This is a genomic window from Vicinamibacterales bacterium (genome assembly GCA_035699745.1).
Lineage (GTDB): Bacteria > Acidobacteriota > Vicinamibacteria > Vicinamibacterales > 2-12-FULL-66-21 > JAICSD01.
Genome location: DASSPH010000099.1, coordinates 160,852 through 173,543 on the forward strand (window position 1 = coordinate 160,852; position 12,692 = coordinate 173,543).

10 protein-coding genes and 1 riboswitch are annotated in these 12,692 nt (G+C 65.2%); of the genes, 7 read left to right on the forward strand and 3 right to left on the reverse strand.

Translation table 11 applies throughout. The features are described from left to right. Positions 1 to 16: 16 nt before the first annotated feature. Both VFK57_23240 and VFK57_23245 read right to left on the reverse strand, forming a co-directional pair. A complete protein-coding gene (locus VFK57_23240; GenBank protein ID HET7698650.1) occupies positions 17 to 1,963 on the reverse strand; it encodes an SPFH domain-containing protein in 1,947 nt (648 codons plus the stop codon). A gap of 2 nt (positions 1,964 to 1,965) precedes the next feature. After that, a riboswitch (cyclic di-AMP (ydaO/yuaA leader) is annotated at positions 1,966 to 2,134 on the reverse strand. Positions 2,135 to 2,190: 56 nt separating this feature from the next. Beyond that, entirely contained in the window at positions 2,191 to 2,616 is a 426-nt protein-coding gene (locus VFK57_23245) for a hypothetical protein (GenBank protein HET7698651.1), read from the reverse strand. 372 nt (positions 2,617 to 2,988) lie between these two features. Between VFK57_23245 and VFK57_23250 the strand changes: the two genes are divergently transcribed. Further along, positions 2,989 to 4,401 (forward strand): hypothetical protein, encoded by a 1,413-nt coding sequence (locus VFK57_23250; GenBank protein ID HET7698652.1) that lies wholly within the window; start codon positions 2,989 to 2,991, stop codon positions 4,399 to 4,401. Here the strand turns inward: VFK57_23250 and VFK57_23255 are convergent. Next, on the reverse strand, positions 4,398 to 4,772 hold the full coding sequence (locus VFK57_23255) for a YciI family protein (GenBank protein HET7698653.1): 375 nt from the start codon (positions 4,770 to 4,772) through the stop codon (positions 4,398 to 4,400). The two genes, VFK57_23250 and VFK57_23255, sit on opposite strands and share 4 nt — an antisense overlap. A 117-nt stretch (positions 4,773 to 4,889) precedes the next feature. Here VFK57_23255 and VFK57_23260 point away from each other — a divergent pair, with 117 nt between their 5' ends. From VFK57_23260 to VFK57_23285, 6 genes are all read left to right on the forward strand, one after another. Beyond that, a complete protein-coding gene (locus VFK57_23260) occupies positions 4,890 to 5,744 on the forward strand; it encodes a phospholipase D-like domain-containing protein (protein ID HET7698654.1) in 855 nt (284 codons plus the stop codon). Positions 5,745 to 5,834: 90 nt separating this feature from the next. Then, a complete protein-coding gene (locus VFK57_23265; protein HET7698655.1) occupies positions 5,835 to 6,185 on the forward strand; it encodes a PadR family transcriptional regulator in 351 nt (116 codons plus the stop codon). Between the two features lie 2 nt (positions 6,186 to 6,187). Next, positions 6,188 to 8,806 carry an ABC transporter permease gene (locus VFK57_23270; protein ID HET7698656.1) on the forward strand — a complete coding sequence of 873 codons (2,619 nt, stop codon included), beginning with the start codon at positions 6,188 to 6,190 and terminating at the stop codon, positions 8,804 to 8,806. 153 nt (positions 8,807 to 8,959) lie between these two features. Beyond that, a complete protein-coding gene (locus VFK57_23275) occupies positions 8,960 to 9,778 on the forward strand; it encodes a type IV toxin-antitoxin system AbiEi family antitoxin domain-containing protein (protein ID HET7698657.1) in 819 nt (272 codons plus the stop codon). Between the two features lie 79 nt (positions 9,779 to 9,857). After that, positions 9,858 to 11,171, forward strand: a complete 1,314-nt coding sequence (locus VFK57_23280) for a nucleotidyl transferase AbiEii/AbiGii toxin family protein (GenBank protein HET7698658.1) — start codon at positions 9,858 to 9,860, stop codon at positions 11,169 to 11,171. Between the two features lie 1,159 nt (positions 11,172 to 12,330). After that, positions 12,331 to 12,675 (forward strand): PadR family transcriptional regulator, encoded by a 345-nt coding sequence (locus VFK57_23285; GenBank protein ID HET7698659.1) that lies wholly within the window; start codon positions 12,331 to 12,333, stop codon positions 12,673 to 12,675. Positions 12,676 to 12,692 lie beyond the last annotated feature (17 nt).

Below are 12,692 nucleotides of genomic sequence, written 5' to 3' on the forward strand. Positions count from 1 at the left end.
CGGCGCTCGGAGCGGGTCAGCGCGGCGGCGCGTCTCCGTTGCGACGCTGGAACTCGCGCAGGAAGCCCATCACACCCGCCGACAGCGCGTCACCGCTCCCGGTCACCATGATGTCGGGCACGAAGCGGCTCGGGCTCTTGACCAGCTCGGCCACCACGTTGACCGCGGAGGTCGCTTCCGGCCCGATCGCCTGCGACTGCGCCGCGAACCCCTTCGCGCGGGCCAGGCCGATCGCTTCGATCTCCGCGCCTCGCGCGCGGCCGGTCTGCTCGATGAACGCCGCCTCTCCTTCCCCTTCCGCTCTGCGTGCCCGGGCGCGGTTCTCCTTGATGATGATCTCCACCTCCGACCCGGCGAGATCCCGCTGCCGGTCGGCCAGGCCCCCCTGCTTCTCCATGTCGATGCGGGTGAGCTGCGCTTCGCGCTGCGCCAGGAAGGTGGCTTTCTCCTGGTTGGCGATCTCGCGCTGCGTCAGCACCCGGACGATCTCCTCCGGCAGCACCACGTCCTGGATGTACACGCCGCGCGTCTCGACGTTGTACTTGCGGATCTGGTCGGCGATGTAGTTCTGCGCCTTACTCTGCAGCGCGGCCCGGTTCTCGATGAACTGGACCGCCGCCATCCCCTGCAGCGTGTCGCGGAAATAGTTGCCGACCACCGCCTGCAGCACCTCGTTCACCAGGTTCTGCATCGTCCCCACCATCGAGATCACTTTCGGCGCGAGCTTGTCCGACACGTGAATCTGCACCTGCAGGTCGATGTTGAAGACGAAGCCTTCCTTCGACTTGGCGACGATCTGTTTCAACTGCTTGTCCAGGTTGTGCGCCTGCGACGCCGCTTCGGCCCAGTTCAGCGTGAGAATCGCCGTCGGCACCATTTCCGCCTGGTAGATCCGCGGGTTGATCGCGTACTTGCCGGTGCGGAGCGGTTCTTCCCAGATGCCGCGATGGCCGGGCCGCACGATCGAGCCGAACTTGAACTCGTCGCCGGAGGTGTCTTCCGTCGGCTGTCCGACCGCGGCCTTGATCACCGCGACCTCGCCCTGCCTCACCACCAGCATCGGCGCGGTCTGCACGCGGACGAGATACGGATTCAGCGCGTACGATCCGTACAGCAGCGGATCGTGCTGCAGGCCGATGCGCCCGCCGCTGTCGAGAAACTTCTGGTAGTCCTGGTAGTTGTTGTGCCGCTCGTTCTGGTTGCCGATCAGCACGTCCGCAATCTCGGCGTCGCTCCGCCCCTCGACCTCCATACGCCGCACGTCGTCGAACCGCCCTATCCTGCAGGCGATGTCGCCCGACGGCAGCGGCTCGCCGTCCAGCGTCTCGACGATGCCGACGACGTCGACGACCCTGTCGGTGCCCTGCTCGTGCAGGCGCGCGGGCGCGATGACTTTCAAGGTCAGTTGATCGGGTTCGAGGCCGAAGAGCGCCGGTCCGAAGCGCTCGCGGTACTCCGCGTTGACCGGCAGCCCGAAGCTGCGGCTGCGGGTGAGCACGAGGAACGCGACCGGGTGGAGCGGCAGAATCGCTCCGGGAGGCAGCACCGGGCGCTGCACGCCCTGCTGCCCTCCCTCGGCGACGAAGGTGCGCACGTCGGTGAACTGGCCGAACACCGGCTTGTAGACGCCGGATTTCCAGCCGGTCGGCAGCGGCGCGCCGACCTGCGCGATCACGAGGCCGATTTCGCCCGTGGGGATCTGCACCCACGGATGTTTCTCGACGCGGTTCACCGGCCAGAGACGCACGGCGACGCCGGGCATCAGCAGATCCGCCTGGTATCCGGCTTCGTTCTGAAACGCGACCGGACCGCCTTCCGCGCGCCGGGGCCCCCAGCGGCGGATCACGAGCCCGACCTGGTTGGGGCCGATGCGGTGCACGGAGAGGACGGCGACGACGGCGAGGAGTACAGCCAGCGGGACGGCGATCGCGATCGCCGCCTGAACGGGCGAGCCAGCAAACACGGCAAGCCTCCAAGTGCCGGCGGGGTTAGCTGACGGGCTCGAGGTTGGAGTCCTCTACCCACCTTCGCTCGCCTTGCGAGCTACGGTGGGATGCGCCCCGTGGCGCGGATATCGCGCCGGTGGTTCCCCCGCGACGCCGGGTCTGGCCGGCGTCTTAGGCTGATTCCACTATACGCCCGCGCCCGGGGGAGTCAAATCGTGAGCCGACCGGCGCGATCGAGTCACGATCAACCGGCGAGCTTCACCCAGCTTGCGGTCGTTCGGTTGTAGCAGTGCAGGCCGCAGCCCCTGGCGCACCAGTGGTAGTAGTCGTATTCCAGGCCGTCGATGCGCCCGCGCTCGATCCACTCGAGGGCAGTTCCGCAGGCCGGACACGCGCGCCGACGATGATCCGCGGCCGCCGCGTTGATGGCGTCGGCACGCGCGATCAAACGCGACGAGCGCTCGAGGAGGCCCTCGGCGCCCCGGCGGACGCTCTCGGCGCGCTCGCGCAACCCGCGCGAGCGGAGGACGGTCCACAGGTTCTGGAGGAGGATGTCCGGCGCGACCCTTTCTTCCAGACAGAGATCCGCTTCCCTCGCCGTCCGCGACGCCACGCGGTCGTCGCCGATCAGCACCACCGGGATGTCCCGGGTATCGGGCCGCGACTTCAAGAGGTGAACGATGTCGCGCCCGAGCGGCTGCCCATGAAAGTGGGTGGCATGTAGCGCGAGTGCTGCTGCAGCCGGGGAAAATCGTCGTCTGCGAGCAGCACGATGGGGGGAACAGTCGAAGCGGCCTGGAGTGTGCTCGTCGTGCTCATTGGATCACGCACCTGACAATGCAACCCGCTTTCCAGCGAAAAGAGCGGCTGAGGCGGTCTGGACCGAACGATAGAGCCGTGATCCTGCGAATGCTGCCGGCGGTTCACGTCGACGAGCCTTCTGCTACACTCTCGCGCCAATGACACGTGCCCTGCGCGCCAGGTCCGCCTCTCTGCTGACCCGCGTCTGACCTGAAGCCGCAGCGACTTCCTGCCCCCCACCATGGAACCCGAGGCGATCACGTTCGCGGATCGTGCCACGGCAGTTCGCGACCCTGCTGTTCTGGCGGCGCGCCGCTCCGCAGCGGGACGCACCTACCGCGTCGCCGCGCTCATCGGGCTGTTCGTCTTCGTGGTGCTCAATGCGAACGGGCGCGAGATTCCCGCGTCCGACAGCCAGGCGGCCAAGTACGCCAGCGTGGCGCTGGCACGCCGCGGTGCGCTGACGCTCGACGGTCTGGTGGGTCGTGTGCCGCAGTATGGAGAGCGGCTCGCGTTCCAGCGCGATCGCGAAGGACACTGGCGGAACGCGTACCCGTTGCCGCCCGTTCTGGAAGGCGCGGCCGTCGCGGCGATCTTGAAGGGGCTCGGACTCGTCCAGCTCGACGCGCGTCTGGCCCCGGCCCTCGTCGCCAAACTCACCGCCTCCGCGCTCGTCAGCCTCGCCAGCGCGATCGCCTTCGTCATTGCGGTCCGGTTCTGCCGTCGCGGACCGGCCGCGCTCGTCGCCGTGGGATTTGCCTTGGCCTCCGGCCTCTGGCCCACCGCCAGCCAGACCCTGTGGCAGCACGCCACGGTCGTCTGGTCGGTCGCGCTCGCCGTCTGTCTCTGGGTCAGCAGAGCGGATCGCGACGGCCGCATCCCCTACCATCTCGCCGCCGGCCTGCTCCTCGGCTGGGCGGCGTCCGCCAGACCGCAAACGCTTCCGATGCTGTTGATCCTCTCCGCGGGGATCCTGTGGCGGTCCCCGGCACCCCGCCGCATCGCGTTTGCGATCGCGTTTCTCCTGCCGTTGACCGTTTTTGCCGGCCTGAACGTGCGGTGGTTCGGTGACCCGTTCGGCAGCCTGCACGCATTCGAAGCCGCGAGCCTCGCGGCCCATCGCGTGGAGAGCACGTGGCAGTTCCCGCTGGCAGGCGCGGTCGGCCTCCTCGTGAGCCCCAGTCGAGGCTTGCTCGTCTTCAGCCCCATCGTCTTGATCGTGCTCGGCGCTCGGCCGCGGGACCCGGCGGAGCGCACGGTGCTGCGTGTCACGATCGCGGCGGCCGCCGTCCAGCTGATCGTCTACGCGTCGTTTTCCGTCTGGTGGGGCGGGCACACCTACGGACCGCGGTACATCCTCGACGGGCTGCCTCTCCTCATCCCGGCCGCGGCGCTGGGCGTCGCGCGGATCGGCCGGGCGCCGCACCTCGTCGCAGCCGGCGCGGTGGCCGCCCTGCTCTGGTCGATCGCCACCGGCGCGACGGGGGCGTTCTGCTATCCACACGACGGGTGGAACACGGATCCGGCGAGCGTCGACCATTTCCACGAGCGGCTGTGGGACGTCCGCGACAGCCAGATTCCGCGCTGCTGGGCACGCGGACCGTCACCCCAGAACTTCGCGCTGTTCACCCGCGACGCCTGGCGCCGGAACTAGTGTCCCGGCGCTTCCGCTCCGAACTCCGGTCCGTCGAGCGGACGCACTTCGCACTCGATCTCCCACTGGTCGCCGTGCACCCGCAGGAAGCGCTTGGTCAGCTCGATGGCGGCCTGCATCGAGGGGGCCTCGAGGATCGCGAAACCGCCGATGACTTCCTTGGTCTCGGCGAACGGCCCGTCGACGACGGAGAGCTGCCCTTTGCGCAGGCGCACACGCCGGCCCTCCCTGGTGGGGCGCAGTCCGGCAGTTCGGATCAGCACCCCCTCGCGGGTCATCTCGTCCATCAGCTTGCCCATGTCCTGCATCAACTGCTCGCTCGGGGCCTGGGCGGTCCGTTCGTCCAGGCGGATCATCGAAAGAAATCGCACGGTTACTCTCCTTGGGGCGGCCGCCATGACCGCGTTCTGATGGCTGGTCGAATGCGTGCCGCGCGGATCGACAAAGTCGCACCGCGGAAGCACCTGTCATACACTCCAGCGCACGACATGAAGCTCATCGTGGAGCCGGAAGGGGGCATCGGCCCGATTCTGAGGGCGATCGCCCAAGCGAAGAGCGCGATCGACATCGTGATCTTCCGCCTGGACTGCCGCTCGGTGACGCGCCACCTCGAGGACGCGGTGCGCCGCGGGGTGCTGGTCCGGGCGATGATCGCCCGGAAGCACCGCGGGCATTCCCGCGATCTGCGCAAGCTCGAGCGCCGCCTGCTGCGGTCGGGCGTCATCCTCTCCCGCACCGCCGGCGATCTCGTGCGCTATCACGGCAAGATGATGATCGTGGATCGGCGCATCCTGCACGTCTACGGGTTCAATTACACCCGCCGCGACTACGAGAGCCGCAGCTTCGGCATCGAGACCACGGATCCCGCCCTGGTGCGCGAGGCGCTGAAGCTGTTCGACGCCGACGCGGCGCGGCGGCCCTATCGCCCCGGTCACCGCGATCTGGTGGTCAGTCCGGCGAATTCGCGCGAACGGCTGGCGGCGTTCATCCGGGGCGCGCGCCGGCAGCTCCTCATCTACGACCCGCGCTTCAGCGATCGCGACATGCACGACCTGATCGCCGAGCGGTCCGGCGCGGGGGTCGACGTGCGCGTCATCGGCAAGGTGCGGCACCTGCGATCGCCGCTCGCCATCGAGAAGTTCCCCGGCTTCCGGCTCCACGTCCGGGCGATCATCCGGGACGGGACGCACGCGTTCGTGGGCAGCCAGAGTCTCGGCCCGATCGAGCTGGATCGGCGCCGCGAGGTCGGCGTCATCGTCCGGGACGCCGCCATCGTCCGGCGCATGCGGTCGGTGTTCGAGGGGGACTGGTCGCAGACCGGCGCCGCGAGAGCCGCCGGGTAGCGCCCAGCTCCCAAAATCGCTCACCCAAAATCCCTCACGCCGGTGGCCTCCTGTTGACATTCGACCCGAGTAGGAGCAGACTCCTGTCGCATGTCTACCCAAGACGATAAGGAGCGGATCGCCCTTCTGCAGGGAACATTGGATCTGCTCATTCTTCGGGTATTGATCTTTGGGGGCCAGCACGGCCAGGGCATCGCCCGGGCAATCGAGCAGCAAACGGACGGGACACTACTCGTCGACCACGGGTCTCTTTATCCCGCCCTGCAGCGCCTTGAGCGCCGCGAGTGGATCGAGGCGGAATGGGGCACGTCGGACAACAACCGGAGGGCTCGCTTCTACCGGCTCACGCGCGCCGGACGCAAGCGGCTGACTGCAGGTACGGGCCAGTGGTACCGGCTGAGCGCGGCCATCGCACGAGTCCTCGGACCTGAACAGGCCTAGTTATGGCGCGTCGCCACGACCCTTCGGATGACGAGTTTCGGGAAGAAGTCGAGTCGCACGTCGCGCTCGAGACCGACCGCCTGCTGGCCGAGGGCGTCAGCCCAGAGGAAGCCGCAATGGCGGCCCGGCGAAAGTTCGGGAACGTCACCCGTGTCCGGGAGAACTTCTACGAATCGCGGCGCGTGATGTGGTTCGAGGACCTGCGACATGACACGCGCTTTGCAGTGCGCTCCTTGCAACGCAGCCCCGCGTTTACAGCCGTGGCCCTTTTGACTCTGGCAATAGGCCTGGGCGCAAATACGGCGATCTTCAGCGTCGTCAATGCGGTTCTGCTGCGCCCACTTCCGTATAACGCGCCTGACCAGTTGGTCCTGCTGGAGCATCCGCCGCTTGGCGGGAGCCCCGCCTGGTTAAGAGACGCCTGGCACGCGCGATCGCGCACGCTGACGGAGTTCGCCGGCATCGAGCCGTCCGCGCCAGCGACACTCGTCGCCGGAATTCAGCCGATGCCTGTCAACGCTGCGCACGCCACGGCGAACTTCTTCGCACTGCTGGGCATCAAGGCTTCGCTCGGAAGGATCTTCGCCGAGACAGATACCCAGCCTGGGGCGCCGGCGGTCGCGGTGCTCAGCCACAGCTTCTGGATTCGGCAGTTTGATGCCAGTGCCGACACCATCGGCAAGAGCATCACGCTGACGGATGTAACCTTGACGGGCGAGCCGCGCGTTATCATCGGCGTGCTCCCAGCCGATTTCCGCTTCCCCGTTGCGGACCCGCCTGGTGAAGCACCGATATTCGCGAGGATGCAACCAGATGTCATCGTTCTCTCCCGGGATGACGCGTTTCAGCAGGTGATTGGAAGGCTCGCTCCCGGAACGACAGCGGCGAAGGCCTCAACCGAGTTGTCCGGCATCTTTGCCCAAGAAGCGTCCGCACGTTTTTCGGCGCGTTTCGTTGAGCGCACGCGTGTCATCGCAATGCCTCTTCAGGATCGCCTCGTCGGCAATGCCCGGTATCGGCTGCTGCTGCTCATGGGTGCCGTGGGCTGTGTTCTCCTCGTGGTGTGCGCCAACATCGCCAGCCTTCTGTTGGCGCGCATCACCGGACGCGGACCCGAGTTTGCCGTCCGCGCGGCGCTCGGCGCGCGGACCGGCCGCCTTGTACGCATGATCCTGACAGAGAACGTCCTCCTCGCCATTTTCGGCGGCGCAGTTGCACTGTTCCTCGCGTACTGGAGCAATGACGTGCTCCGCTCGCTGCTCGCAGGTCGTGTCTCCTACGTCGAAACCGTCGCACTTGACTGGCGGGTGTTGGCCTTCAATCTCGCCGTCGCCGCGGCTATGGGTGTGGTCTGCGGGCTCGCATCTCTCGCGACGATTTGGTCGACCCGGCACGCAGGGAGCACGACCGCAGCTGGTCGATCCATCACCCGACGCCCGCGCCTAGGTTTGACCCTTGTGGCCGGGGAAGTCGCCGTCGTGTTCGTCTTAGTCTTGATGGCGGCGCTGTTGTCTCAGACGCTCTGGAACCTTCGTCACACCAGGCGAGGTTTTGACGCGAGCGGACTGCTGACCGCCGGGGTGATGCCGGGAGCGTCCGGCACCATTCCCGAGTTGCAGAACCTGACCGTGACGTTCTTCGGCACGATCGTCGATCGCATCGCTCGAGAGCCGAATGTGGAATCGGTAGCGGCAGCGTCAACCGTGCCGTTCAGCGGTCCGGCTATGGGGATGTCCGGCGTGTCGGTCGTGGGCCGCCAGGCACCCGACAAGACCCCGCCAGTCTCTGTCGCGGCCGTCACACCGGGCTATTTCGCGACGATGCGGATCCGGTTGATAGGTGGCCGTGATTTCAACAGGGGGGATGTTCCGTCGCGAGACCGCGTCGCCATTGTCAACGAGGCTTTCTTGCGAGTGATCGCGTCGGCCCTGACACCTGGCACAGAGATCCAGTTTGGCCGCTCTCGCCTGACAGTAATCGGCATCGTCGAGAACACACCGGACACGTCGCTCCGGCGACCGGCTCGGCCGTTTGTGTATCTCCCAATGGCTCAGACCATCGGCAGCCAATTCGCTTTCGGCCGGTTGATGATCCTAGTGCGCGCGCGTAGTGGCGACCCGGCCGCGCTGATCCCCACCCTGCGCAACACCGTCTGGAGCCTCGGACACGACATCGTGATAGATGACGTCAGCACGATGGACGAACGGGTCGGCGCGGCAGTGCGCACGGAGCGGGACAGCGCGCTGTTGTTTGGAGTGCTAGGCGCCATCGCACTAGTCGTTGCCGTCGCCGGTGTGTACGGTGTCGTCGCGTACTCGGTTTCGCAGCGCACTCGGGAGATCGGGATTCGAACGGCTATCGGTGCGACTCATCGTCAGGTGGTGGCCGGCATCGTCCGAGAGTCGGTTTGGCCCGTCGCAATCGGGATAGGAATCGGGGCTGCCACCGCGGTCGTCGTCGTGCGCGCGATCGCGGGACTTCTTTTTGAAATTAGGCCCACGGATCCGCCGACCTACGTCGGGACGGCCGTCGCTCTGACTCTTACGGCCTTGGCGGCAGCGTGGATTCCCGCACGGCGGGCTGCTGGGGTCGATCCGGTCACGGCACTTCGCGCTGAATAGCCCGCGTGCCGATGGTTCGCCTCGGGACGTGAACCTCGGCCCTTGTAGACCCCCTCTGAAGCGACCTCAATTCTGAGTATACGCGACTGGGGTATATTGTTATTGTATATAATGCGGCGAGATGCGCTATATCAACTATCATAATATACCCACATGGCTGCAGACGATCGGAAGGTGGTCGCCGCGCTCGCGAGAGCCGCAAAAGGCGGTGTGGTCTCTCTACCCGCCGCACTTCACGCAATTGACGGCCCGCCCGCAAAGGCGGCGCTTCGACTTCGCCGGCTCATCCGCCACGGTTGGATCGAACGGCTGCGGCGGGGCCTTTACTTAGTCAAGCCGCTCAGCGCGGCTCCCGACCAAGCGGCTATCCCAGAGGACCCGTGGGTGCTGGCTCGCGAGGTCTTCTCCCCCTGTTACATCGGCGGATGGAGCGCAGCCGAACACTGGGAGCTGACCGAACAGATTTTCCGATCGACGTTGGTTGTGACCGCTGTGCCTGCTCGAAAGACCGAGCTGCGTATTGGGGGCTACGACTTCCGCGTGTTCCGCGTTCACCGAACTCGTCTCGCTGCCGGAGTCGTCAACGTCTGGCGAGGGCCCGAACGGGTCCAGGTCTCTGGACTCGAGCGGACAATCGCGGACGGTCTCCGAGATCCGGAGCTTGTCGGCGGAGGTCGCCATCTGGTGCAGCTTCTCCGCGCATACGGAGAGCATAAGGACCGCAATTTCGTCCGCTTGCTTGATGTCGCCCGACATACTGCTTCCGGCGCGGCTTGGAAGCGGCTGGGGTTTCTAAGCGAACGCCTCTGGCCCGCAGAAGTCAAGGTCGTCACCGCCGCCGGCCGCCATCTCACGGCAGGCTACGTCCGTCTCGACCCTGGCAATAGACACCATGGAAAGCTCTCCAAGCGGTGGCGGCTCTGGATCAACGTGCCGGTTTCTGACCTGACATCCGAGCCGGCCGCTTCATGATTGCCAAGCAAGACATCCTCGATCGCGCTGCCGAATGGCACTTGCGCCCGGAAGTGGTCGAAAAGGACTACGTGCTCGGATGGCTGCTCGCAGGCGTTGCCGCCCTGCCGACTCTCTCTGGATTTTCAAGGGCGGCACATGCGTCAAGAAGTGTTTCTTCGAGACATATCGTTTCTCGGAGGACCTGGACTTCTCCCTGCGGCCGGATGCGCCGTATACGCAGGACGAACTCGTGGCGCAGCTTCGAGAACTGACTGCGCACGTCGCAGAGCTGACCGGCCTGGAGTTTCCGGCTGACCTCGTCGATGTGAAAACGAGGCAGAACAAGCAAGGGCTACCGACGTTCGAGGGTCGCGTCGCCTATCGCGGTCCCCTCGAGTATCCAGGCTCTCCCAAGATTCGCTTCGACATCACGCGACACGAGCCGGTCATCGACGATCCGGCCGAGCGGCCGATTCTGCATCCCTACCCTGACGCGTTGCCCGAGGGCGTCGCCGTGCTCACGTATTCGTTCGAGGAGTTGCTCGCCGAAAAGACTCGCGCTTTGCTCGAGCGATCGCGGCCTCGCGATTTGTACGATGTCGTTCACCTTCTCGAGAATGCGCCTACGGATCTCAATCTGGTCGACGTTCGCAGGCTGTTCGCAAAGAAATGCGCGGGCAAAGCCATCGCGCTGCCTTCGTCGATCGAATTGATCGGCATCGTTGCCGGCGACGCCGAACTGCGATCCGAGTGGGCGAGTATGCTTGCGCACCAATTGCCAGCATTGCCGGACTTGGACGCGATGCTCTCGAGGCTGCCTGCGGTTCTTGGCTGGTTGGATGCTCCGTCAAAGCCCCTTCCCGAGACGCAGCTGCCTCGAGTGCCCGTTGGCGAGGGCCTTAGCCCAATCGTTGCACCGGGGATTCGGTACTGGGGCGCCGGCTCGCCACTCGAGTCGATCCGGTTCGCGGCGACCAACCGTCTCATGCTCGAGTTCGAATACCACGGCAAGCACCGGCAGGTGGAACCGTATTCGGTCCGACGAGCTGGCACTGGGAACGTCCTTCTGTACGCTTGGGAACTCGCAGACGGTCACATGAAGGCGTACAAGGTCGACGAAATGTCCGCTGTCAAGGCGATGAGCGCCACGTTCTCACCGCGATACCAGGTCGAGATCTCGGCGTATGGACCAATACAGGCGTCTTCCACGGCAGCGCATCCGAGAATCACGACACCGCGGCAACCGCGCCCCCATTCCGCGCGTCGCGGACCAACCTATATATTTCAGTGCTCGTATTGCGGGAAACGGTTTGAACACTCCACCAATGACTCAGCCCTCCGGGAGCACAAAACGCAATCGGGCTGGAAATGCTCGGGACGACGAGGGTACTTAGTCGACGCACGATATTGACTAAACGGTGCGGCGCCACTCAAGCCATCTGCTGGCCAAGATCTGGTAATTCCGCGGCGGATGATCTCTGGCACTTTCCCCATGAACGATTCCGAACATCACCGAGTCGCTGGCGGTAAGAAATCGAAGAAGAATTCCGGTCCACGGGGCCAAGGGAGGAACTCGCCCCGAACCTCCGAGCGCTTTCCTTCGTGGCCTTTGACCCTGTCGTAAAACGTCGAATCCCTTGGGCCAGGTAGAAGTACGAGATGGCGTCCCATGAGAACTGCAACGCCACCGTCCAGAATTCCTGGCTCCCGAATAATTACCAGGGCTCGAGCGTCCTTTGGGCTGCTGGGAAACGCGAATCCCGAAGAGCGACGGCGCGGACGTTCGGATGTCGATCTTCTGTCGAACGACTTCATAGGCGGGATCGAGGACAAATCGGTATCCGAACTTCGCAAACGCGACGATACATGCTGCCCGTAACCAAGACACAGCCGCGTGGGAAGAGTTGTATTGCTCACGAAATTGCAGCTTGACATTCCAGTCGCGATCTCCACTCTCCACCAAGCGATTCAGCTCGGCGACGAACGCGGCGTGCGCTGTAGGGGAGTTACGATTCTCATCTCCAAACAACTGCATACCCGTCGGCCCGGCTTCCAGCGTCATGTTGACTTGGGTTTGGCCGAGCGCCACCCGAACCCGCTGATCCCGCAGAACACCCGGAGGGTCGTCTTCGTAACGGGCTGCAATACTCGCGTGAGAGTCCAACATCGATCCCGCGGTGTGATTCCACCTGGCGCACGTCAACGCGATCGCGCGACCACCGGCGAACTCCGGCGGCGCATGTTCGGCAGTCAGTTGATTCGTTCCAACGGCGGGCCGCATGAAAGCCCGAAAAAGGGTCGGCGTGACGCAAAGGGGGCAGATGTAGACGGGACCAATGTGCGGCGGCAGGACGTCGCGGACCACCGATGGGCAAGTCTGCGCGAACGCCTCCGCCCCGCGGTCGAACCACGCAAGGCGCGTTTGCAGCTTGGGCATTCCTATTCAGCACTGATCGTACCTCGAAGCGTCCTCTTCGCAATCGCTCACCAAAATCCCTCACGCTTGACAGCGCCGCGCCGGACGGAGGAAACTTTCCGCTCCCATAGTTCGTCTATGCAAAGAGCGGCTGATGAAGGAACCGAAGGCGAAGAACAAGAACGAGCTGCTGCCCGGCACGCTCGAGATGCTGATCCTCAAAACCCTGTCGATCGGGCCGATGCACGGCTACGGCATCGCCCAGCACATCCAGATGCTGTCGGCTGACGTGCTGACGATCGAAGAGGGATCGCTGTACCCGGCCTTGCAGCGGATGCGCGTCAAGGGGTGGCTGTCGGCCGAGTGGAAAATCTCGGCGAACAACCGCCGGGCGCGGTTCTACACGCTCACCGCCGCCGGGAAGAAGCAGCTCGGCCTCGAGGAAGCACGGTTTTCCCAGATGTTCGGCGCGATCATGCGGGTGATGAAGACGACGTAGTGGCCTGATTCTCCGGA

Coding starts and splice junctions, on each gene's coding strand:
- VFK57_23260 (HET7698654.1), top strand. CDS start 4,890: ATGAAGCTCATCGTGGAGCCGGAAGGGGGCATCGGCCCGATTCTGAGG.
- VFK57_23285 (HET7698659.1), top strand. CDS start 12,331: ATGAAGGAACCGAAGGCGAAGAACAAGAACGAGCTGCTGCCCGGCACG.
- VFK57_23250 (HET7698652.1), top strand. CDS start 2,989: ATGGAACCCGAGGCGATCACGTTCGCGGATCGTGCCACGGCAGTTCGC.
- VFK57_23270 (HET7698656.1), top strand. CDS start 6,188: ATGGCGCGTCGCCACGACCCTTCGGATGACGAGTTTCGGGAAGAAGTC.
- VFK57_23265 (HET7698655.1), top strand. CDS start 5,835: ATGTCTACCCAAGACGATAAGGAGCGGATCGCCCTTCTGCAGGGAACA.
- VFK57_23280 (HET7698658.1), top strand. CDS start 9,858: ATGGCTGCTCGCAGGCGTTGCCGCCCTGCCGACTCTCTCTGGATTTTC.
- VFK57_23275 (HET7698657.1), top strand. CDS start 8,960: ATGGCTGCAGACGATCGGAAGGTGGTCGCCGCGCTCGCGAGAGCCGCA.